The sequence below is a fragment of the Nocardioides jejuensis genome, from assembly GCF_004337475.1.
GTDB classification, from domain to species: domain Bacteria; phylum Actinomycetota; class Actinomycetes; order Propionibacteriales; family Nocardioidaceae; genus Nocardioides; species Nocardioides jejuensis.
This window is the reverse complement of record NZ_SJZJ01000011.1, coordinates 60,499-80,636: the sequence shown is the minus strand read 5'-3', so window position 1 is coordinate 80,636 and position 20,138 is coordinate 60,499. Positions and strand designations below refer to the sequence as shown.

The window sequence follows — 20,138 nt, the reverse complement described above, 5'->3', positions numbered from 1 at the left end:
CCCCGTGCTCCCCGGACCCGCCGTGCACGATAGCAAGCAACGCTACCCAACTTAGTAGGTCACGGCGCTTCGGACAAATACGTAGAAAATGCACGAAGGCCGCCACCCCGTCGTACGACGGAGCAGCGGCCTTCGATCAAGCCGTCAGACGGTGATCGTCACGCGTCGAGGTTCTTGGCGACGCGGTTGTGCGCCTCCCAGATCTCGGCCGGCACGTTCGTGAACTGCTCGAGGTGCTCCTTGCGGTAGCCCATCTCCTGCTGCCAGCGAGCCGTGTCGATCGTGAGGATCGTGTCGAGGTCGGCGAGCGTCTGCTCGTCGAGGCCCTCGAGGTTGAGCTCGTCGCGCGCCGGGATGACGCCGACCGGCGTCTCGACACCGGTGACCTCGCCGTTGCGGTACTGCATGAGCCACAGCAGCGGGCGGAGGTTCTCGCGGTAGCCGGGCCACAGGAAGCGGCCGTCCTCGCCACGCTGGAACCAGTTGACGTGGGCGAAGATCGGGTTGTTCGTCGCCTTGCCGACCACGTTCAGCCAGTGCTGGGCGTAGTCACCCTCGCCGTAGGACATGAACGGACGCATCGACATCGGGTCGTAGCGGAGCACGCCCTCGAGGCCGTCGGCGGCGAACGTCGCCTCGGCGCCCAGGGTGAGACCGTCGTAGACGCCCTCGGCGAGGTCGTTGATCGCGCGGATCAGCGGCTCGCGGTCGCGGGTGCGACCACCGAAGATGATGCCGTGGATCTCGACACCGGCCGGGTCGTCCCACTGCTCAGCAGCGTTCGGGACGTTGGCGATGGTGGTGGTGAAGCGGGAGTTCGGGTGCGCCCAGTTCTCGTCCGCCTGCTCCGCAGTGCGGTCGGCGATGCGCTCGCCCTTCCAGTCCAGCCAGCCGTCGAGGTCGGTCGGCTTGTCGCCGCGACCCTCCCACCAGACCGCCTGCGTCTTCTCGTTGTACGCGACGTTGGTGTAGATGACACCGAGGCCGGGCTTGATCGAGTCGATCGCGGTCGGGTTGGTGTGCTCGTTGGTGTCCTTGGCGACGCCGAAGACGCCGTTCTCCGGGTTGAAGCCGCGGAGGACGCCGTTGTCGTCGACCCAGATCCAGGCGATGTCGTCGCCGTAGAACTCGACGTAGTAGCGGTCGCCCAGGGCGTCCGGCGAGAGCGTCATCGCGAGGTTCGTCTTGCCGGAGGCCGACGGGAAACCACCGCAGATGTTGTACTTCTTGCCGGTCTCCTTGTCGGTGATACCGAGGAGCATGAACTGCTCGACGAGGAAGCCGTTCTTCCAGCCGTCGTACGAGCCCTGGCGCAGACCGTGGGCGATCTTGCCGAGCAGCGCGTTGCCGCCGTACGAGGAGCCGAAGTGCAGGATCGTGCGCTCGTCGGCGACGGTCACGAAGTAGCGCTTGTCGTCCGGGGTGCCCTGGCCGAGGTTCGGCAGGTCGCCCGTGACGTGCACGGCGCGGACGAAGTCGTTGCCGAGGTGGTTGATGTAGTCGACACCAACGCGGGCCATACGGATCATCTGCAGCACGACGCCGACGTTGTCGGTGAGCTCCACACCCGCGGCGAACTTGTCGAGCGGGGAACCCGCCGGCGCCATCAGGTAGGGAATCACGTACATGGTCTTGCCCTTGGAGGCGCCGGTCATCAGCTCGATGAGCTTCGGCTTCATCTCCGAGGAGGGCTTCCAGTTGTTGTAGATGCCCTTGTCGGCCTCGTCGGAGGTCGCAACGATGGTGCGCTCCTCGGCACGCGCGGTGTCCTTGAAGTAGGAGCGCGAGAAGTACGAACCCTCGCCAGCGGGGAGCAGGTCCCCGTTCTCGAGCGCCACCTGGATCAGGCGGGCGTCGTCGGCGGCGCTGACCACCTCGACGCGCTCGGCGCCGGTGATGGCAAACCACTCGTTGACGTACGCACGCACGTCCTCGTTGGTCAGACCAGCCTGGTCAAGCACGGTGTTGACGTCAGTCATTTGGGTCCTGTCCTCTCGACTCTGACAGCCATTGCACACGACACGCCCTCGGATCGCACATTCGTGAGGCTACTTGAGATGAAGAGTTTCGCAAGTCATGTAGCCTTCATGTCCAATGGTGGTGGACGTCGCCGTTGACGGACAGGATCAGGTCGCGAGCGAGGAGAAGTGGTGGGAGTACCGCTCTATCAGGCTAAGGCCGAGCTCTTCAAGACGCTCGGGCACCCCGCCCGCATCCGGATTCTGGAACTCCTCAGTGAGCGGGATCATGCCGTGCATGAGCTGCTCGAGAAGATCTCCATCGAGCCGTCGAACCTCTCGCAGCAGCTCGGCGTCCTGCGTCGTACGCAGCTGGTGACGTCCAACCGGTCGGGTGGCGCGGTCGTCTACTCGATCGCCGTTCCCGAGGTGCGCGACCTGCTGCTGGCCGGCCGCCAGATCCTCGGACAGCTCGCCGCGCAGCAGAGCCAGCTCTCCGCGGAGCTCGCGGGCGCGCAGGAGTCGACCGCCGACTGACCCCGCGCCGAGTCCCGGGTTTTGCCCCGTCGAGTCCCGGGTTTGGGCGCGTTGAGTCCCGGGTTTTGGGGGAATGGCTTCTCAGCCGTCCGGTTGTGGGCGACGATCTGCGCATGTTGTCGATGAAGAGCAAGTGTGAGCTGTGCGCGGCACCCCTCGACTATGCGGCGGACGCATTCATCTGCTCGTACGAGTGCACCTACTGCCCTGAGTGCGAGGCGCAGCTCGACGCGTGCCCCAACTGCGCCGGCGAGCTCGTCCCGCGGCCGCGCCGCGTCACCGGCCTGCGTGAGATCGCCCGCCGGGCGCCCGCACGCGTCGTACGACGGGTCAAGCGCGCGCGATCCTGAGCCAAAACCCGGGACTCAACGCGCCAAAACCCGGGACTCGACGGGGCAAAACCCGGGTCTCGACGATCAGGGGATGCGGACCAGCACATCGCGGGTCAGCTCCGCGACGGAGGCGTAGCCGTTGAGGCCCATCGTCAGGTCCGCCTCGGCCAGCAGGCACTGGAGCACGTGCTGCGCGCCGGCCGCGCCGCCCATGGCGATGCCCCAGCCGTAGGGACGGCCGACGCCGACCGCGGTCGCACCGAGGGCCAGCGCCTTGACCACGTCGACGCCCGAGCGGACGCCGGAGTCGAAGAGCACCGGCATGCCGTCGGCCGCCGTGACCACATCGGGCAGGAGGTCGAGCGCGGGCGCCGAGGCCGCCTGGCGGCCACCGTGGTTGGAGCAGTAGATGCCGTCGACGCCGCCGTCCTTCGCGCGGCGTACGTCGTCGGGGTGGCAGATGCCCTTGAGCAGCAGCGGCAGGTCGGTCAGGCCGCGCAGCCACGCCAGGTCGTCCCAGCTCAGCCCGGGGTTGCCGAAGGTCAGCGCCCACTGGATGGCCGCAGCGCCCGGGTCCTCCTCCGGCGTCTTGTCGAGCTTGGCCCGGAAGACCGGGTCGGAGAAGTAGTTGGCCAGGCACTTCGCCTGGAGCTGGGGCATCGCGGCGTGCTGCAGGTCGCGGGGGCGCCAGCCGAGCGTCCACGTGTCCAGCGTGACGACGATGCCGGCGAAGCCCGCCGCCTCCGCGCGGCGTACGAACGACTCCGCCAGCTCGCGGTCGTTGGGCGTGTAGAGCTGGAAGAACGCCGGGGTGTCGCCCAGTTCGGCGGCGACGGCCTCCATCGGGTCCTGCATGAGCGTCGACATCACTGCGGGTACGCCGGTCGCGGCAGCCGTGCGGGCCACCTCCAGGTCGCCGTGGCCCGGCGTCTCCGACGCGGCGTCCATGACACCGACGACGCCGACGGGCGCCATGAAGACCGGGCTCGCGAAGCGGTGGCCGAAGAGCTCGACCGACAGGTCGCGCTCGGCGGCGCCCGACAGCATCCGCGGCGTGATGCCCCAGCGCTGGAAGGCGCGCACGTTGGCATCCTGGGTGAACTCGTCGCCCGCACCGCCGGCGACGTAGTCGTACATGACATCGTCGAGCTGGGCGCGCGCGGCGGCCTCCCAGCCGGCGTACTCCATCGGGAAGGCCGGCATCGTGCCGAAGAGTCCGTTGAAGTAGACGCCGGTGTTGAAGTCGGAGAAGTTCGCCATGGTCGGCATCATGCCGTCTGGCGGGTCAGCGTGAGCAGCTCCTGCTGATAGGCGCTGTACGCGTCGCGCAGCTCGGCTCCCGGCCAGTCGGCGGGGAGCAGGCCGGGCGGCAGGAGCGGGTCGCTGGTCAGGTGGCGCACCAGGTGCGCGGCCGCGGCGAGCCGGTCGGCGGGAGCGATGGCTGCGCCGAGCTGCGCAAGGATCCGGCGGCCGGTGTCGGCCCAGGCGGGCAGGTCCCACAGCCGTGCGGCGAGCTCGGCCGGGTCCTCGTCCGGAACGCTCCGGAAGGTGCTGAGCACCGGGTCGGCTGCGTAGGCCGGCGAGCGGCGGAGGTTGGCCGGCCGGGTCCACACGCCTTCACGCAGCTCGGCGAGGCGTGCGCCCGACAGCTCCTCGCGAAGCGCGGCCCGCTCGGCACCTGAGCGGCCGGTCACGACCACGACGGCCATCTCCCAGCTGCCGTCCCACTCCGATTCGGCGTCCTCTACACCCTCGTCCTGCCGGGCCTGGCGGCTGGTGAGCCGCTCGCCGAGCTGGTAGCCGCCGTCGAAGCGGACCAGGTCGCCCGCGGCGACGGCCCGACTGAGCGCGACGCGGAGGGTCGCGGAGGCGACGCCGACGTGGTCGCCGGCCCGGGTCAGCTCGGCCGTCGTGAGCCGCGCCGGGTGGGCGCCGAGCAGCAGGCTGAGCACGACGGAGCGCGCGGAGAGCGGAGCGACGTCGGTGGGCACGTCCACATTCTTTCACTGCAACACGTATCGACATGTGTGTCGACAAATACGTAACATGGTGTCATGAGCGAGTTCCGCACGCACGAGGTCTTCAACCAGGTCCCGCCCCTCGTCGGCCACGACACCAGCGCCGACCCCGCCCTCCGTGAGGGCCTCGAGCGCGAGGGCGCCGGGTGGGCGATCCCCGAGATCAGCGAGCTCGGCCGCCTCGCCGGCACCGCCGAGGCCCAGGCCTGGGGCCGCCTCGCCGAGCGGGTCCCGCCGGTGCTCCACAACTACGACCGTTACGGCAACCGGGTCGACGAGGTGGAGTACGTCCCGGCGTACCACCAGCTGATGACGACGGCCGTGTCGCACGGCCTCCACGGCGCCCCGTGGGCCGACGACCGCCCCGGCGCCCACGTCGCACGCGCCGCGAAGTTCTACACCTGGAACGTCGACGCCGGCCACGGCTGCCCCATCTCCATGTCGTACGCCGTCGTCCCCGCCCTCCGCGCGAACCCCGAGCTGTCGGCGCAGTTCGAGCCGCTGCTCACCAACCGCGAGTACGACTTCGGCCTGAAGGACCCGGCCACCAAGCGTGGCCTGATCGCCGGCATGTCGATGACCGAGAAGCAGGGCGGCTCCGACGTACGGGCCAACACGACGACCGCCACGCGCCAGGCCGACGGGACCTACGTGCTGCGCGGTCACAAGTGGTTCACGAGCGCGCCGATGAGCGACATGTTCCTCACGCTCGCCCAGACGCCGGCCGGCGTCACCTGCTTCCTCGTGCCGCGCGTCCTTCCGGGCGGCGAGCGCAACGCCATGCGCTTCGTCCGGCTGAAGGAGAAGCTCGGCAACAAGTCCAACGCCTCCTCCGAGATCGAGTACGACGCCGCGGTCGGCTGGCTCGTCGGCGAGGAGGGTCGCGGTGTCCGCACCATCGTCGAGATGGTCAACATGACCCGCCTCGACTGCGTAATTGGCTCCTCGGCAGGGCTCCGCACGGCGGTGACGATGGCGGCGCACCACGCCCGCCACCGGTCGGCGTTCGGCAAGCTGCTGGTCGACCAGCCGGCGATGCGCAACGTGCTCGCCGACCTGCAGGTCGAGTCGGAGGCCGCGACGACGGCGATGATGCGCCTGGCCGGTGCCAACGACCGTGCGATCCGCGGCGACGAGGGGGAGGCCGCCCTGCGGCGCATCGCCCTTGCCGTGACGAAGTACTACGTCTGCAAGCGCTCCCCGATCGCGGTCGGCGAGGCGCTGGAGTGCCTCGGCGGCAACGGCTACATCGAGGAGCACGACATCGCTCGGATCTACCGCGAGATGCCGCTGCTCTCGATCTGGGAGGGCTCCGGCAACGTGGCCGCCCTCGACGCGCTGCGCGCGCTGGCGAAGGAGCCGCACACGCTCGACGCCTTCTTCGCCGAGGCGGAGCTCGCGAGTGGTGTCGACGCCCGCTACGACGAGGCGCTCGACCGGCTGAAGAAGGAGTTCACCTCCTTCGACGACATCGAGCTGCGGGCCCGGCGGATCGCCGAGCAGATGGCGCTCGTCTTCCAGGGGTCGCAGCTGCTCCGGCACTCGCCCGCGGCCGTCGCCGACGCGTTCTGTGCGAGCCGCCTCGGCCGCGACTGGGGCGGTGCACTCGGCACGCTGCCGACCGGGCTCGACCTGAGCCCGATCATCGAGCGCACGGCCACCGGGTTCCCCGGATGAGCGTCCACGTCGAACGCCGCGGGGCGGTCACCGTCGTGACCCTGGACCGGCCTGAGGTCCGCAATGCCGTCGACACCGCGCATGCGCGCGAGCTGCACGCGGCGTTCCTTGCGTTCGATGCCGACCCGGACGCGAGCGTCGCGGTCCTCCACGGCGCGGGCGGCACCTTCTGCGCCGGGGCCGACCTCGCCGCCGTCAGCACCGGGAGCATGGAGGTCGCGCCACCCGCCGGCGCTGCCGACGACCTCGGCCCGATGGGCCCGACCCGGCTGCGCCTGTCGAAGCCGGTCATCGCCGCCGTCGAGGGGTACGCCGTCGCGGGCGGCCTCGAGCTCGCGCTCTGGTGCGATCTCCGGGTCGCCGACCCGGCGGCGACGTTCGGTGTCTTCTGTCGTCGCTGGGGCGTGCCGCTGATCGACGGCGGCACGATCCGCCTGCCCGAGCTGATTGGCCGTTCGCGCGCGCTGGACCTGGTGCTCACCGGGCGTCCGGTCGACGCAGCCGAGGCGCTGTCGTTCGGCCTGGCGAACCGGGTCTCCGCCCCGGGCGCCGCGCTGGCTGAAGCGGTCGAGCTGGCCGAGCGGATCGCGGCGTTCCCCCAGGCGTGCATGCGATCGGATCGCGCCTCGGTCCTCGGCGCCGCCGGGCGCCCGGAGCCCGAGGCGATCGCGGAGGAGTGGCGGCTCGGTGAGGCGGTCCTGCTGGAGGCCGTCGCGGGTGCCGCCCGCTTCGCGGAAGGTGCCGGACGGCACGGCGCCGGGGCGTAGGCTGGAACCGGCACAAGGAGGAGTCATGCACCCCGGCGAGATCTTCACAGGACTGGTCATTCTCGCGTTCTTCATCGGCGCGGTCCTGATGGGCGTTTCGCGTCCGTGGGACACCACCGATGCGGAGCACCACCCCGACATCGTGGACCCGGACGGCCCGATCCCTCCTTCGGAGGAGTCCGGCATCTGACGCTCTCAGGCCTCCCGCTGGAGGGCGTGAGCGGCGTACCCTCGAAGTGGTGGGGCACACCGTCTACGGAGGTGCGCCATGGAGTCGTTCATCGAGATCTTCACCCGGGATCAGGTCTTCATCCTGATCGCGATCCTGTTCTTCTTCCTGGTCTCGATCGTGATCGCCTTGTCGGTCCGGAAGCCGGAGGAGTCGACCGACCTCGAGCACTTCGACCACGAGCACGGCGACGCCGACGCGCGCTGAGTTCGCTACGCCCGCGGGCTCACTTGTTGACGCCTGCGTAACCAAGTGGCCTGCATCACAGTTGTGCAGGCATGCTCTCGCGTTCCCGTGCCTCTCGCGTGGCGCCGCTGGCCGCTCTGGCCGCCGCAGCCACCGCCCTCGTTGCTCCCGCGCTGCCGGCGTTCGCTGCCCCGGCGTTCTCCGTGCAGACCCTGCACTTCGCTGTCACCACCGGCCCCGACAACGGCACGGCGTGCGACATCATCGGTGACCTCTACCTGCCGTCGTCCGCGTCGGCGACCAGCCGCGTCCCCGCGATCCTGACCACCAACGGCTTCGGCGGGTCGAAGAACGACCAGGCCGCGTGGGGTGAGAAGTTCGCGACCGACGGCTACGCGGTCCTGTCGTACTCCGGCCTCGGCTTCGGCGGGTCGTCCTGCAAGATCACGCTGGACGACCCGGACTGGGACGGCAAGGCGGCCAGCCAGCTCGTCTCCTACCTCGGCGGCAAGGACGGCATCGCCTTCCTGGACGCCAAGCACACCCAGCCCGCGCCGGCCCTCGACGTCGTCCGCCGCGACCCGCGCGACCACGACAACCTGCCGTCGACCAACGACCCCCGCGTCGGCCTGATCGGCGGCTCCTACGGCGGCGGCTTCCAGTTCGCTGCCGCCTCGGTCGACAAGCGTGTCGACGCGCTTGTCCCGATCATCACGTGGAACGACCTCTCCTACAGCCTCGCGCCCAACAACACCGACCGGGTCGCGCCGGATCGCGTGACGTCGACCAACTCCGGCACCACCAAGCTGGCCTGGGGCCTGGGCTTCTCGGCACTCGGCCTGACCGGCGACCTCCAGAACGGCCAGATCCCCGGCGACCCGCTGCCGTGCCCGAACTTCGCGGACTGGGTCTGCCCGGCGCTCCTCACGGCCGGCACGACCGGCTACTTCTCGCCCGCTGCGGTGGCGGCATCGCGACACGCGTCGGTGGCGTCGTACATCGCGCAGGTCAAGGTGCCGACCCTGCTCATGCAGGGCCAGGCGGACACCCTCTTCAACCTCAACGAGGCGACCGCGACCTACAAGGCGCTCCGGGCCCAGGGCACGGTCGTGAAGATGGTCTGGCAGCACTACGGCCACAGCTCCGCGGGCATGCTGCCCGGCGAGAACGACTACCTCGTCGGCCGCGCGTCGGCGTGGTTCGCGCGCTACCTGAAGGGCCAAGCGGTCGCGACCGGTCCGCAGTTCTCCTACTACCGCGACTGGCTCGACACCGGCGACGCGGGTGCGACGTTCGCCCAGTCGGCGTCGTTCCCGGTCGGCACGGCGAAGACCTGGCGCCTCTCCGGCAAGAACGCCCTGACCACCGGGCTCGCGGCCGCTGGCTCGCAGGCGTTCCTCACGCCGCCGGCCGGGCTGCCGACGTCGTTCCCCGAGACCGACGTGATCGGCGGTTACGTGAAGAACCCCGTCGCCGACGCCCTCGACGTCCCCGGCACGTACGCCGCGTGGTCGACGCCGGCGCTCACGGCCAACGTCGACGTGGTCGGTTCGCCGGTCGCGACGCTCAAGGTCAATGCCCCGACGGCCGCACTCACCCAGGGTGCCGGTGAGGCGGGCCAGCTGGTCCTCTTCCTGAAGGTCCAGGACGTCGATGCTGCGGGTCACGCCACGACGATCCACGCGCTCGAGGCGCCGGTGCGGATCGCGGACGTCACCAAGCCGTTCACGGCGACCATGCCGGCGTTCGTGCACCGCTTCGCCCCGGGGCACACGATCCGCTTCGTCGTCGCGGGTGGCTCGATCAACTACCGCGGCGGGCTCACGCCGGTCGCGGTGACCATCGCCAGCGGCAGCGGCCAGACGCTGAAGCTCCCGGTCGTGCCCTGACGCATCGAAGCCGGCTGCCGGCTGGCGCGAAACTGTCAGGCTGACACTTTCGCGCCAGGTGACAGTCCGGAAATGTCAGAGCGGGCCAAACTGTCAGACTGACAGTTTGGCCCGCCCTGCGTTGCGGGCTGCGTCAGGCGCCGGCGTTCTCCGCCGACACGATGTTGACCAGCCAGCTGATGCCGAACTTGTCGATGACGTGGCCGAAGACGTCACCCCAGACCTGCTTGTCGAGCGGCATGCCGATCGTGCCGTCGGCAGCGAGCGCCTCCCAGTAGGCCCGGAGCGGAGCCTCGTCGACGCCGGAGAGGCTGATCGAGAAGCCGGCCGGAGCGACGAACTCGCCCATCGACGGGTGCGAGTCGGAGGCCATCAGGGTGAAGCCCTCGTCGGTCACGAGCATGGCGTGCATCGTGAGGCCGGCGGCCTCGCTGGTGTCGCCCATGTCGCCGAAGGTGCTGACCTTGAGGTCACCGCCGAGGAACGACTGGTAGAAGGCCATCGCCTCGGCGGCGTTGTCCTTGAAGTTGAGGTACGGGTTGAGTGCGTTGGTCATGTCTCCAGCCAACACCCGACCACCGACAGCCGTCGAGGGCCGCGAGGTGAACAGCGCGTCAGGCGCCCGCTTCGATGCCGTTCTTGAGGTCCTCGGCGCTCTGCTTGGCCGCGATCTTGATGAACGGCTCGACGAGCTTGCCGATCGTGCGGCCGGCGATGCCGCTGCCGAAGTCGAAGGTCCAGATCAGGCGCACCTTCGCGTTGCCGTCATCGACCGGGCTGACGGTCCAGTCCATGCCGTTCTTGACGCCCTTGAAGGACTGCGTCGCGTAGTGCACGCCCTCCTCGAACTCGGTGACCTCGACGCACGACTCCAGCGAGGCGCCCATCTTGACCCGACCCTCGAACTTCGCGCCCTTGCCGCGGGTCAGCTCGGTGAGCGGCTGCAGGTGCTGCAGGCCGTAGATGTACGACGAGCACTTGGTGTAGTCGGAGATGTAGTTGAAGACATCGGTCGCCGAGGCGTTGATGTCCAGATCGATCGTCACGTCAGCCATGCCCCGAGGGTAGGGATAGCGGGACTACCTGTCTCGCGGATCCCGCCGTCCGGGCAGCAGAACGGCGACGTCCCGCAGGAGAACGCCGCCGTCCGTGACGCGTGTTACGTCTGAGTGCCGCCGCTGCGGTCACCAGGGGCTGGGCTCGTAGTCCTTCACGAAGACGCCGTAGATGTCCTGGCCGGCCTCGCCCATGACGATCGGGTCGTAGACGCGGGCGGCGCCATCGACCAGGTCGAGCGGCGCGTGCCAGCCCTCCGCGGCGATCCGCAGCTTCTCGTAGTGCGGCCGCTCGTCGGTGATCCAGCCGGTGTCGACGGCGGTCATCAGGATCCGGTCGGTCTCGAAGTACTCGCCGGCGGAGGTGCGCGTCATCATGTTGAGCGCGGCCTTCGCCATGTTCGTGTGCGGGTGCCCGGCGCCCTTGTAGCGGCGCGAGAACTGCCCCTCCATGGCCGAGACGTTGACGATGTACGCCCGGCGCGCGCCGTTCTGGACGGCTGCCCGCATCGCCGGGCGCAGCCGGGAGTTGATCAGGAACGGCGCGATCGAGTTACAGAACTGCACCTCGAGGAGCTCCAGCGGGTCGACCTCGTCGAGCACCTGGGTCCAGGAGTTGTTGTCCTGGATGTCGGGGATCAGGCCGCCGGCGTCGATGGCGGTGCCGGCCAGGTGCTGCTCGAGCGACGCGCCACCCGCCTTCAGGGCGAGGGCCGTCATCGACGCAGCGTTGTGCGCGGCCAGCGCTGCTTCGTGCGACTCGCCCTCGTGGTGGGCGACCGCGGTGTCGGACAGCGCGCCGGCGATGGCGGCCGGGTGCGCCTCGGAGATGTGGTCGAAGGTGACCATCTCCGGCAGCGCCTTGATGCCGAGCGACTCCGGCGTGCCGAGCGGTGCGTTCTCGCCGTCGATCAGGTGCGAGTAGGCGCCAGGGAGGCGGCGTACGGTCTGGCAGGCGTTGTTGATGATGATGTCGAGCGGGCCGTCGGCCGCGACGTCGTCGGTGAGCGAGATGACCTGCGTGGGGTCGCGCAGGTCGATGCCGACGATCTTGAGCCGGTCGATCCAGTCCGCGGAGTCCTCCATCGCGGCGAAGCGGCGTACGGCGTCCTTGGGGAAGCGCGTCGTGATCGTCGTGTGGGCGCCGTCGCGGAGCAGGCGCAGCGCGATGTACATGCCGATCTTCGAGCGACCGCCGGTCAGCAGCGCGCGCTTGCCGGTGAGGTCGGTGCGCTGGTCGCGCTTGGCGTGGCTCTTCGCCGCGCAGGTCGGGCAGAGCCAGTGGTAGAACGCGTCGACCAGGGTGAAGTCCTGCTTGCAGATGTAGCAGCCGCGGGCGGTGATCAGCTCGCCGGCGAAGGCGCCCTTCGCGGTCGAGACGAGCGGGATACCCGCGGTCTCGTCGTCGATGCGCATCGGGGAGCCGGTCGCGGTCTTCTCGATGATCGCCTGGTCGTGCTGGATCTTCTCCTGCCGCAGCTCCGTGCGGCGCTGCTTCTTGATCAGCTTGTACATGTACGACGCGCCGCGCTTCATGGTGCGGACGTCGTCGTGCTCCGGGTCCAGCCGCGGGATCTCGGCGAGCACCTTCAGGGCGATCCGGAGCTCCTCGGGGTCGATCCGGTCGAGGGGCTCGTCGGAGAGCGGACCACCGAAGGGGTGGTCGTCCTGGGGCTGGTCATCACGGTGCGGCACCGGCAGATCGTACGGCGCGGCAAGACGCTGCTCCGAATGCGCGAGCGAGCCCGAAATACAATTCGAGCCCGCCTCGACCAGCGGGAGGGAGGGAGTGCTGGTGGAGACGGGCTCGAGCGATCAGGGAACTGGGAGGGAGGTTGCTCCCCGACCGTTGTGCCCTGATAAACGCGCGGTGACGCGGCGGGTTACGCGGGTTCCGAAATATTTTTCCGGGAACTTCGCTGGTCTGGACCAGAGGTCACGACTCGCGGATGCCGAAGCGGTCGTGCAGGCGGCGCAGCGGGCCGGGGGCCCACCAGTTCGCCTCGCCGAGGAGGCGCATCAGGGACGGCACGAGCAGGGCCCGGACGATGGTCGCGTCGATGAGGACGGCGAGCGCCATGCCCACCGAGATCTGCTTCATGAAGAAGACCGGGCTGACCGCGAACGCCGCGAAGACGACGGCGATCATCACGGCCGCAGCGCTGATGATGCGACCGGTCCGGGCCATGCCCTGGGCGACCGCCTCCTCGTTGGACATGCCGCCGTCACGCAGCTCCTTGATCCGCGCCATGACCAAGACCGCGTAGTCGGTCGCGAGGGCGAAGGTCACCACGAAGAGGAACACCATGCTGGTCACCTCGACCGAGTACGGGCCGGGGTAGTCGATCAGGCTGCTGCCCACCTTCTTCTCGAAGACGATGACGAGGATGCCGAGCGTGGTGCTCAGCGTCAGCGCGTTCATCAGCAGCGTCTTGAACGGCAGCAGCACCGACCCGGTGAGCAGGAAGAGCAGCACCAGGGTCAGCAGCACGATCGCGCTGACCACGAGCGGCGCGTTGCTGGCCAGTGAGGCCTTCTGGTCGATGAAGCGGGCGGTGTTGCCGGTGACCAGCAGCTTCGTGCCGTCGCCGGCCGACAGCGTCCGGATCTCCTTCAGCGACGCCTGGGCGCCGTCGTCGAGGGCCGGTACGTCGAACGCGGCGGTCGCGTAGGCCACGTCGTCCGAGGTGTGCTGGAAGGGGGAGACGCTGACCACGTGGTCGACGTTCGCGATCTCGGTGCGGAGCGTGGCGAGCTTCGCGTCGGAGGCCCCGCCGGTCACCGTGAGGGAGATGCCCTCGGTGACTGCGCGCGGGTAGTGCTTGTTGAGGTACTGCGTCACGCCGTAGGACTGCTGGCCCGGCGGGACGGCCTGCGAGCTCGGGCCGGTCAGGTGGGTGCCGAGCAGCGGGAACGCCACGGCGAGCAGGACCACCGTGGTCGAGACGGCCACGATGACCGGGCGCTTCATCACGCCACGGGCCAGGCGGAGCCAGGCAGTGGACGCGTCGGAGACGGCCGGGCCGCGGCGGATCGAGAACTTGTTGATGTTCGGGCCGAGCCAGGCCAGCAGTGCCGGCACCACGAGGACGGCCATCGATGCGGAGAGCAGGCCGACCATGCCGCCGGCGACGCCGATCGAGTAGAGGAACCGCTGCGGCATCAGCACGAGGGCGGCCATGGCGCCCGCAACCGTCAGGCCCGAGAAGACGGCCGTGCGGCCGGCCGAGGTGACGGTGTTGCGCAGCGCTTCCTCGGTGTAGCCGTGCCTGGCGACTTCCTCGCGATGCCTCGAGATGAGCAGGAGTGCGTAGTCGACCGCGAGGCCCAGGGAGAGTGCGGTGGCGATGTTGAGGGCGAAGAGCGACGTCTCGGTGAACGTCGACATGATCCGCAGCGCGAAGAGCGTGCCGATGATCGACAGGCCCCCGACGAGCAGCGGGATGAACATCGCCACGACGGAGCGGAAGACCAGGAGCAGCAGGATGCCCAGGATCGGGAACGCGATCAGCTCGGCCTGGGTGAGGTCCTTGCGGGTCTGGTCGTTGACCTCGTTGAACGCCGGGGCGTAGCCGCCGTAGCCGACGTCAAGGGTCGTCGAGGTGACCAGTGTGCGCACGGACTCGTCGGCGATGCCGCCCTTGTCCTCGATGTCGGGGTCGGTCAGGTGGGCGCCGAGGTCGAGCGAGCGTCCGTCGGCAGCGACCAGTCCGGTCTTCGCCGGGTCCGTTGCGGCCAGCGGGTTGTCGACCTTGCCGACGTACTCACCCTTGGCGAGCTGGGTCGCGAGCCGGTTGACCTCGGTGACGACGGCGGGGTCGTGCAGGTCGAGCTTGCCGCCGTCCTTGGCGCGCACGAGCACGACGAGGCTGGGCTCGGCGGTGTAGCCGAGGTCGTCGGCGAGCACGCGTCCGGCGACCTCGCTCTGCGATGCGGGGTCGGCGAAGCCGGCGGCGGCGAGGTGCTTCTCGACGTCGTGGCCGAAGAAGCCCGCCACGCCGGCGAAGAGGAGGACGAGGGCCAGGACGGCGCGGGGGTGGCGCCAGGTGAGGGCACTGATGCGATCGAGCATGGACGCAACGTAGCAGCGTAAGTTCCCATTGGGAACCCACCTGCTAGGGTGACTCCGTGCACACATCGCCGGAGGACCGCCACTGCTCGGTGGCGCGCTCGCTCGACATCGTCGGCGACCGCTGGTCTCCGCTGATCATCCGCGACGTCGCCCTCGGTGTCAGCCGCTTCGACGCGATGCAGCGCGACCTGGGCATCTCGCGCAAGGTGCTGACCCAGCGCCTGCAGGCGCTGATCGACCACGAGGTGCTGGAGAAGGTCGCCTACTCAGAGCACCCGCCCCGCTTCGACTACCGGCTGACGGAGAAGGGCAACGACCTGACGATGGTCGTGCTCGCCCTGCAGCAGTTCGGCGACAAGTGGCTGGTCGGCGAGGAGGGTCCGCCCCTGCTGTGGCGTCACCTCGGCTGTGGCGAGCTGAGCTCGCCGGTCGTCTGCTGCGACCGGTGCGGCGAGCAGGTCGCGCCGGGAGATGCCGTGCCGGTCAAGGGCCCCGGCTTCCGCGAGGAGGACGGCCCGGGGCTGAGTGCTGCCATCGACGCACTGCACGCGCTGGTCGAGTAGGGCCGGGCGGCCCTACTCGACCGCCATGGTCACACCTCGACGACGGACGCGCCCTCCGCGGCGCGCTGGACGGCCTCGGTGCCCTTGATCGCTGCTGCCTTGGTCTCGTAGTCCTCGCCGACCGCGACCACCTGGCCGTTGGCGGCCTTCAGGCGGAACCGGAACTTGCCGGCCTTGTCCTCGTAAACCTCGAACTTGCCTGCCATGCCTTCACCTTCCGAGTCTTCAGCAAAGAACGGATCCCGAGCTCCGGCGGGCGGGTGCCCGGGCTGAGTGGACCACGCTGTTGGTCCGGCGACAAGAGGGTCGATGTCAGGTGATCCGGTAGGTACGCCGCCCGACGTCGCGCAGGAGCAGGTCGGTGTCCGCGTCGCTGCCCAGGACGTCGAGCAGCAGCGTGATGCTCGCCGGGATGCCGAGGCCGGGCTTGTCCATCGGGAAGTTCGACGCCCACATGGTGCGGTCGGCTCCGAACGCGTCGTGCAGGTGCCGGATCAGCGGCGCGACCGTGTCGACGAAACGGGGGTCGAGTGGGGCGGTGCGCGGTCGGCGTACCTCTGCGCCGAGGACGGGCATGCCGAGGCCGGAGTGCTTCGCGACGACGTTGGGCTCGGCGGCGAGGGCGGACACGTCGTCGCGCCAGCGTGCCAGCTGGTCAGCCCGCTCGGCGGCGCTGCGCCCGGTCGAGGTGCCGCGCGGACCGAGCAGGCCGACGGGGGAGCCGTAGTGATCGAAGACGAACGTCGTCTCCGGATAGGCGCGCACGAGGGGGAGGGCATCGGGCAGCTGGTGCGCGTAGCCCCAGAGCTCGAAGCTCAGTCCTCGCTCGGCGACCGCGGCGAAGCCGTCCAGGAACGCCGGCTCGGCCCACAGGCTCGGGCTCTCCTCGAAGTCCCGGACGCCGGGGTCGGGGTGGTGCGCGGCGCTCGTGCGGACGCCGCGCACCAGCGGGCTGGCGGCGAGGTGCTCGTCGAGCACTGCAGCGACGTCCGGCCACCGCGGGTCGACCCGCGCGACGATCGCGCCGAGCGTGGGTGCCCCGCCTTCGCCGAAGGGGAGGCTGCTGATCCAGCGCGTCTCGTTGACCGACTCGCGGTGCGGCTCATGCGGCCAGGCCGCCTCGATGTGCACCAGCGACGCGACGGGGACGTCGCCCGCGTCGGCGCGGTAGCTGAGCGGGAGGTAGGGCTTGAGCACGTGGTGCGGGTCGCCGACGAACTCCCTGTCCGCGCGGGGTAGCGCCCAGCGCAGCGCGCGCGGGATGCGGGGGATGGGGCGGAGTGCGCGTGCCTTCGCCGCCACGATCCCGTCGTTGGTGAACGGGTTCCACTGGTGGACGTGCGGGTCGACCACTCCGCCGGCGGGCCAGGCGTGCGACGTCATCGGGTTTCTCCTTCGAGTGCGATGAGGGCGTGCAGGGCACGGCAGGCGTGGTCGACTTCGTCGTCTCGCTGGGCACGCGCGTCCTCGGGTAGACCCGACCAGCGCAACGCCCGGTCCTCGACGTACGCCGTCCAGCCGTGCGCCGCGGGCAGGGCAGACTCGGGGAGCCCGGTGGCCGTGACGATGCGGCGGGCGATCGTCATGCGGTGCGTGTCGACGCCTTCGCCGCCGAGGGAGAGGGCGCCGTTGCCGAAGACGAGCGCCAGGTAGAACTCCCGGCGGCGTTCGATCTGGGCGTAGAAGCGGTCGACGAACTGGTGCAGGGCCACGTCCGGTGCAGCGTCCTCGTCCGGCGCGATGTTGCGCAGGACCCGCCGCAGGGCTGCGCCGACGACGGCGTCGTAGTAGTCGGTCTTGCTGGCGAAGTAGTGGAAGAGCAGGCCACGGGAGATCCCGGCCTCGGCGGCGACCGCGTCGAGCGGAAGGTCCTGGATCGGCTTCTCCACGAGCATCCGCAGCCCGATGCCGAGCAGCTGGCGCCGCCGGTCCTCCGGGCTCATGCGGGACCGACCGGGGCGCGTCTCGGGTTCCTGGCTCACGCTATTGAGCATTGCTCAACAAGTGTGGCATGGTCAAGCCATGGACTTCTCCCCTTCGCCCCGCGCCGCCGAGCTGACAGAGCAGGTCCGCGCCTTCATGGCCGCCGAGATCGAGCCGGTCGAGGCGGCGTACCACCAGGAGATGAAGCGCCGCCGCGAGGCCGGCGACGGCTCCAACTGGCAGGAGCTGCCGGTGATGAAGGAGCTGCAGGCGAAGGCGCGCGCGCAGGGCCTGTGGAACCTCTTCCTCCCCGCCGGCCACGAGGGCCCCTACGCCGCGAAGTACGGCACCGACGGCGGCGCCGGTCTGTCGAACGTCGACTACGCGCCGATCGCCGAGCTCACCGGCCGCAGCTTCATCGCGCCGTACGTCTTCAACTGCAACGCGCCGGACACGGGCAACATGGAGGTGCTGCTCAAGTACGGCTCGCAGGAGCAGAAGGACACCTGGCTGGACCCGCTGCTCGACGGCCGGATCCGGTCGGCGTTCCTGATGACCGAGCCCGCGGTCGCCTCGTCGGACGCGACAAACATGGAGCTCACGGCGGTCCGTGACGGTGACTCGTGGGTCCTCAACGGCACCAAGTGGTTCTCCACCGGCGTGGGGCACCCCGACTGCGAGATCTACATCGTCATGGCCGTGACCGACCCCGACGCGGACCGGCACCACCGGCACTCGATGATCCTCGTCCCGCGCGACACCGCGGGGGTGAAGGTCGAGCGGATGCTGACCACGATGGGCTTCTTCGACGAGCCGCACGGCCACGGCGAGGTGTCGCTGACCGACGTACGCGTCCCGGCCGGCAACGTCATCTCCGGTCCGGGGGAGGCGTTCGCGATCGCGCAGGGCCGCCTCGGTCCGGGGCGCGTCCACCACTGCATGCGGCTCATCGGTCTGGCGGAGAAGGCGCTCGAGCTGGCCATCCAGCGCGGCACCTCGCGCGAGGCGTTCGGCAAGCAGCTGGTCAACCTCGGCGGCAACCGCGAGCGGATCGCCCAGGCCCGGATCGCCATCGAGTCGACCCGCCTGCTGGTCCTGAACGCCGCCTGGAAGCTCGACGTCGGCGGCCCGATGAACGCGATCTCCGAGGTCTCCCAGATCAAGGTGGCGGCTCCGCGCATGGCACTCGACGTCATCGACTTCGCCATGCAGATCCACGGCGGCGGTGGCCTGACCGACGACTTCCCGCTGGCCGCGGCGTGGACCGGTGCCCGCTCGCTCCGCTTCGCCGACGGTCCGGACGAGGTCCACCTCGGGCTGATCGCGCGGCTCGAGCTGATGAAGCACGGGCTCTCGCGATGAGCCGTCCCGCCAGTCGTCGGGTCCTCGTCACCGGAGGCTCCTCCGGCCTGGGCGCTGCGCTGGTCGCGGCGTTCGCAGCCCGGGGTGACCGGGTGCTCGTCGCCGACCTCAACGCTCCTGCTGCCCTCGCCGAGGGGTCGCACTTCCTCCGGCTCGACGTCACCTCGGATGCCGACTGGGACGCGGCGCGCGCTTGGGTCGACGCCGAGTGGGGTGGCCTCGACATCCTGGTCAACAACGCCGGCATCGCCACCGGCGGACGCATCGACGTCGTGACGATGCCCGAGTGGGACAAGGTCATCGACATCAACCTGCTCGGCGTCGTCCGCGGCATCCGGACCTTCGTCCCGCTGCTCAAGGCGCAGGCGGAGGCCGGTGAGGCGCCCGGTCAGATCGTCAACACCGCGAGCCTGGCCGGTCTCGTGCACCCGCCGGCCATGGCGTCGTACACCGCGGTCAAGGCCGCCGTCGTCGCCATCAGCGAGACGCTCGCCTACGAGCTCGACCCGTGGGGGATCGCGGTCTCTGCGGTCTGTCCCGGCTTCTTCCGGACCAACCTCGCCTCGTCGCTCGATGGCTCGGACGCCGCGATGGACCGGGTCGCAGCGCGCCTCATCGACCGGTCGCCGCTCGACGCCACCCAGGTCGCCGCCCTCGTCATGAAGGGCATCGACGCGCGGCGGATGGTCATCGTCCCCGACGCTCCCGCACGCAAGGCTGTGTGGACGAAGCGCTTTGCCCGCCCCCTCTACGACCGCGAGCAGCGGAAATTCGCTGCCCGCATCAACTCGATCACCGCAAAGGACGCAGAAGCATGAGCAAGGGAACGATCCTCATCACCGGCGCGAGCTCGGGCCTGGGCGCCGAGATGGCCCGCCAGTTCGCCGACCTCGGCTACGACCTGGCGATCACCGCGCGCCGTACCGAGCGTCTGGATGAGCTGGCCGCCGAGATCACCGCGAAGCACGCCGACCGGCGCGTGATCACCAAGGCCCTCGACGTCACCGACGACGAGTCCGTCTTCCGCGTGTTCAAGGAGGTCGCGGCGGAGTTCGGCACGCTCGACCGCGTGATCATCAACGCCGGTCTCGGCAAGGGTGCGCCGCTCGGCAAGGGCCGCTACGACGCCAACAAGGCGACCGCGATGACCAACTTCGTCGCCGCACTCGCCCAGACCGAGGCCGCGATGGAGATCTTCCGCGCCCAGAAGTCCGGCCACCTGGTGATGATCAGCTCCGTCTCCGCGATGCGCGGCATGCGGTCCGCCATCACGACGTACGCCGCGACCAAGGCCGGCGTCGCCGCACTCGCCGAGGGCCTGATCAACGAGAACGTGAAGGCCAAGGGCATCGACGTCTCGATCATCTACCCGGGCTACATCCGCTCGGAGATGAATGACAAGGTCGAGCAGAAGACCAAGTTCATGGTCGACACCGAGACCGGCGTTCGCTCGATGGTTGCGGCCATCGAAAAGCGCAAGCAGAAGGCGCTCGTTCCCTCGTGGCCCTGGGTGCCGCTCGGCTTCGCGCTCAAGAACGCGCCGATGAGCGTCGTCCGGAAGCTCTTCTGA

At 69.7% G+C, this 20,138-nt stretch carries 22 protein-coding genes; 11 read left to right on the top strand and 11 right to left on the bottom strand.

Features of this window, described 5'->3' with window-relative positions; genetic code table 11:
• Positions 1-158 precede the first annotated feature (158 nt).
• Positions 159-1,979 (bottom strand): phosphoenolpyruvate carboxykinase (GTP), encoded by a 1,821-nt coding sequence (locus EPD65_RS08330; RefSeq protein WP_131583050.1) that lies wholly within the window; start codon positions 1,977-1,979, stop codon positions 159-161.
• Positions 1,980-2,126: 147 nt separating this feature from the next.
• Positions 2,127-2,249 carry a hypothetical protein gene (locus tag EPD65_RS16650; protein ID WP_279387557.1) on the bottom strand — a complete coding sequence of 41 codons (123 nt, stop codon included), beginning with the start codon at positions 2,247-2,249 and terminating at the stop codon, positions 2,127-2,129.
• Here EPD65_RS16650 and EPD65_RS08325 point away from each other — a divergent pair.
• Positions 2,214-2,495 (top strand): ArsR/SmtB family transcription factor, encoded by a 282-nt coding sequence (locus EPD65_RS08325; protein ID WP_243640508.1) that lies wholly within the window; start codon positions 2,214-2,216, stop codon positions 2,493-2,495. The two genes, EPD65_RS16650 and EPD65_RS08325, sit on opposite strands and share 36 nt — an antisense overlap.
• Positions 2,496-2,608: 113 nt before the next feature.
• Complete coding sequence (locus EPD65_RS08320) at positions 2,609-2,845, top strand: DUF1272 domain-containing protein (RefSeq protein ID WP_131583046.1); 237 nt, start codon at positions 2,609-2,611, stop codon at positions 2,843-2,845.
• Positions 2,846-2,911: 66 nt separating this feature from the next.
• On the opposite strand, the gene EPD65_RS08315 is transcribed toward EPD65_RS08320, so the two are convergent.
• Together EPD65_RS08315 and EPD65_RS08310 are read right to left on the bottom strand one after the other, a co-directional pair.
• Positions 2,912-4,087 (bottom strand): alpha-hydroxy-acid oxidizing protein, encoded by a 1,176-nt coding sequence (locus EPD65_RS08315; RefSeq protein ID WP_131583044.1) that lies wholly within the window; start codon positions 4,085-4,087, stop codon positions 2,912-2,914.
• A gap of 8 nt (positions 4,088-4,095) precedes the next feature.
• Complete coding sequence (locus tag EPD65_RS08310) at positions 4,096-4,818, bottom strand: PaaX family transcriptional regulator C-terminal domain-containing protein (RefSeq protein ID WP_243640506.1); 723 nt, start codon at positions 4,816-4,818, stop codon at positions 4,096-4,098.
• A 63-nt stretch (positions 4,819-4,881) separates the two neighbouring features.
• Here EPD65_RS08310 and EPD65_RS08305 point away from each other — a divergent pair, with 63 nt between their 5' ends.
• The 5 genes from EPD65_RS08305 to EPD65_RS08295 all read left to right on the top strand — a co-directional run bounded on the left by EPD65_RS08305 (position 4,882) and on the right by EPD65_RS08295 (position 9,593).
• A complete protein-coding gene (locus EPD65_RS08305) occupies positions 4,882-6,522 on the top strand; it encodes an acyl-CoA dehydrogenase family protein (RefSeq protein WP_131583040.1) in 1,641 nt (546 codons plus the stop codon).
• Positions 6,519-7,289: a crotonase/enoyl-CoA hydratase family protein gene (locus EPD65_RS08300; RefSeq protein ID WP_131583039.1), complete on the top strand. Its 771-nt coding sequence runs from the start codon at positions 6,519-6,521 to the stop codon at positions 7,287-7,289. The genes EPD65_RS08305 and EPD65_RS08300 overlap by 4 nt, the downstream gene beginning before the upstream one ends.
• A 25-nt stretch (positions 7,290-7,314) precedes the next feature.
• Positions 7,315-7,479, top strand: coding sequence for a hypothetical protein (locus EPD65_RS16240; protein WP_165872940.1), 165 nt, complete (start codon positions 7,315-7,317; stop codon positions 7,477-7,479).
• Between the two features lie 78 nt (positions 7,480-7,557).
• Complete coding sequence (locus EPD65_RS16235) at positions 7,558-7,725, top strand: hypothetical protein (protein ID WP_165872939.1); 168 nt, start codon at positions 7,558-7,560, stop codon at positions 7,723-7,725.
• A 71-nt stretch (positions 7,726-7,796) separates the two neighbouring features.
• Positions 7,797-9,593, top strand: a complete 1,797-nt coding sequence (locus tag EPD65_RS08295) for an alpha/beta fold hydrolase (RefSeq protein ID WP_131583037.1) — start codon at positions 7,797-7,799, stop codon at positions 9,591-9,593.
• Between the two features lie 133 nt (positions 9,594-9,726).
• Here EPD65_RS08295 and EPD65_RS08290 read toward each other — a convergent pair whose 3' ends face one another.
• From EPD65_RS08290 to EPD65_RS08275, 4 genes are all read right to left on the bottom strand, one after another.
• Positions 9,727-10,149 carry a VOC family protein gene (locus EPD65_RS08290; RefSeq protein ID WP_131583035.1) on the bottom strand — a complete coding sequence of 141 codons (423 nt, stop codon included), beginning with the start codon at positions 10,147-10,149 and terminating at the stop codon, positions 9,727-9,729.
• A gap of 58 nt (positions 10,150-10,207) precedes the next feature.
• Positions 10,208-10,648, bottom strand: a complete 441-nt coding sequence (locus EPD65_RS08285; protein ID WP_131583033.1) for an SRPBCC family protein — start codon at positions 10,646-10,648, stop codon at positions 10,208-10,210.
• A gap of 129 nt (positions 10,649-10,777) precedes the next feature.
• On the bottom strand, positions 10,778-12,343 hold the full coding sequence (locus EPD65_RS08280) for an SDR family NAD(P)-dependent oxidoreductase (protein ID WP_207891469.1): 1,566 nt from the start codon (positions 12,341-12,343) through the stop codon (positions 10,778-10,780).
• 241 nt (positions 12,344-12,584) lie between these two features.
• A complete protein-coding gene (locus EPD65_RS08275; RefSeq protein ID WP_131583032.1) occupies positions 12,585-14,720 on the bottom strand; it encodes an MMPL family transporter in 2,136 nt (711 codons plus the stop codon).
• 56 nt (positions 14,721-14,776) lie between these two features.
• On the opposite strand from EPD65_RS08275, the gene EPD65_RS08270 reads away from it, so the two are divergent.
• The gene (locus tag EPD65_RS08270; protein ID WP_131583030.1) at positions 14,777-15,283 is read left to right on the top strand and encodes a winged helix-turn-helix transcriptional regulator; all 507 of its coding nucleotides are present in this window, start codon (positions 14,777-14,779) and stop codon (positions 15,281-15,283) included.
• Positions 15,284-15,312: 29 nt separating this feature from the next.
• On the opposite strand, the gene EPD65_RS08265 is transcribed toward EPD65_RS08270, so the two are convergent.
• The 3 genes from EPD65_RS08265 to EPD65_RS08255 all read right to left on the bottom strand — a co-directional run bounded on the left by EPD65_RS08265 (position 15,313) and on the right by EPD65_RS08255 (position 17,265).
• Entirely contained in the window at positions 15,313-15,489 is a 177-nt protein-coding gene (locus tag EPD65_RS08265) for a YegP family protein (protein WP_131583028.1), read from the bottom strand.
• 106 nt (positions 15,490-15,595) lie between these two features.
• A complete protein-coding gene (locus tag EPD65_RS08260; RefSeq protein ID WP_131583026.1) occupies positions 15,596-16,666 on the bottom strand; it encodes an amidohydrolase family protein in 1,071 nt (356 codons plus the stop codon).
• Positions 16,663-17,265 carry a TetR/AcrR family transcriptional regulator gene (locus tag EPD65_RS08255; RefSeq protein WP_243640505.1) on the bottom strand — a complete coding sequence of 201 codons (603 nt, stop codon included), beginning with the start codon at positions 17,263-17,265 and terminating at the stop codon, positions 16,663-16,665. The genes EPD65_RS08260 and EPD65_RS08255 overlap by 4 nt, the downstream gene beginning before the upstream one ends.
• Before the next feature lie 40 nt (positions 17,266-17,305).
• Between EPD65_RS08255 and EPD65_RS08250 the strand changes: the two genes are divergently transcribed.
• From EPD65_RS08250 to EPD65_RS08240, 3 genes are read left to right on the top strand one after another with little or no spacing between them, the layout of a single operon-like run.
• Positions 17,306-18,568, top strand: a complete 1,263-nt coding sequence (locus EPD65_RS08250) for an acyl-CoA dehydrogenase family protein (RefSeq protein ID WP_131583024.1) — start codon at positions 17,306-17,308, stop codon at positions 18,566-18,568.
• The gene (locus EPD65_RS08245) at positions 18,565-19,386 is read left to right on the top strand and encodes an SDR family NAD(P)-dependent oxidoreductase (RefSeq protein ID WP_131583022.1); all 822 of its coding nucleotides are present in this window, start codon (positions 18,565-18,567) and stop codon (positions 19,384-19,386) included. The genes EPD65_RS08250 and EPD65_RS08245 overlap by 4 nt, the downstream gene beginning before the upstream one ends.
• Positions 19,383-20,138, top strand: coding sequence for an SDR family oxidoreductase (locus EPD65_RS08240; RefSeq protein ID WP_131583020.1), 756 nt, complete (start codon positions 19,383-19,385; stop codon positions 20,136-20,138). Before EPD65_RS08245 ends, EPD65_RS08240 begins: the two co-directional genes overlap by 4 nt.

Coding starts and splice junctions, on each gene's coding strand:
- EPD65_RS08330 (WP_131583050.1), bottom strand. CDS start 1,979: ATGACTGACGTCAACACCGTGCTTGACCAGGCTGGTCTGACCAACGAG.
- EPD65_RS16650 (WP_279387557.1), bottom strand. CDS start 2,249: ATGATCCCGCTCACTGAGGAGTTCCAGAATCCGGATGCGGGCGGGGTG.
- EPD65_RS08320 (WP_131583046.1), top strand. CDS start 2,609: ATGTTGTCGATGAAGAGCAAGTGTGAGCTGTGCGCGGCACCCCTCGAC.
- EPD65_RS08315 (WP_131583044.1), bottom strand. CDS start 4,087: ATGGCGAACTTCTCCGACTTCAACACCGGCGTCTACTTCAACGGACTC.
- EPD65_RS08305 (WP_131583040.1), top strand. CDS start 4,882: ATGAGCGAGTTCCGCACGCACGAGGTCTTCAACCAGGTCCCGCCCCTC.
- EPD65_RS08300 (WP_131583039.1), top strand. CDS start 6,519: ATGAGCGTCCACGTCGAACGCCGCGGGGCGGTCACCGTCGTGACCCTG.
- EPD65_RS16240 (WP_165872940.1), top strand. CDS start 7,315: ATGCACCCCGGCGAGATCTTCACAGGACTGGTCATTCTCGCGTTCTTC.
- EPD65_RS16235 (WP_165872939.1), top strand. CDS start 7,558: ATGGAGTCGTTCATCGAGATCTTCACCCGGGATCAGGTCTTCATCCTG.
- EPD65_RS08295 (WP_131583037.1), top strand. CDS start 7,797: ATGCTCTCGCGTTCCCGTGCCTCTCGCGTGGCGCCGCTGGCCGCTCTG.
- EPD65_RS08290 (WP_131583035.1), bottom strand. CDS start 10,149: ATGACCAACGCACTCAACCCGTACCTCAACTTCAAGGACAACGCCGCC.
- EPD65_RS08285 (WP_131583033.1), bottom strand. CDS start 10,648: ATGGCTGACGTGACGATCGATCTGGACATCAACGCCTCGGCGACCGAT.
- EPD65_RS08275 (WP_131583032.1), bottom strand. CDS start 14,720: ATGCTCGATCGCATCAGTGCCCTCACCTGGCGCCACCCCCGCGCCGTC.
- EPD65_RS08265 (WP_131583028.1), bottom strand. CDS start 15,489: ATGGCAGGCAAGTTCGAGGTTTACGAGGACAAGGCCGGCAAGTTCCGG.
- EPD65_RS08260 (WP_131583026.1), bottom strand. CDS start 16,666: ATGACGTCGCACGCCTGGCCCGCCGGCGGAGTGGTCGACCCGCACGTC.
- EPD65_RS08250 (WP_131583024.1), top strand. CDS start 17,306: ATGGACTTCTCCCCTTCGCCCCGCGCCGCCGAGCTGACAGAGCAGGTC.
- EPD65_RS08245 (WP_131583022.1), top strand. CDS start 18,565: ATGAGCCGTCCCGCCAGTCGTCGGGTCCTCGTCACCGGAGGCTCCTCC.
- EPD65_RS08240 (WP_131583020.1), top strand. CDS start 19,383: ATGAGCAAGGGAACGATCCTCATCACCGGCGCGAGCTCGGGCCTGGGC.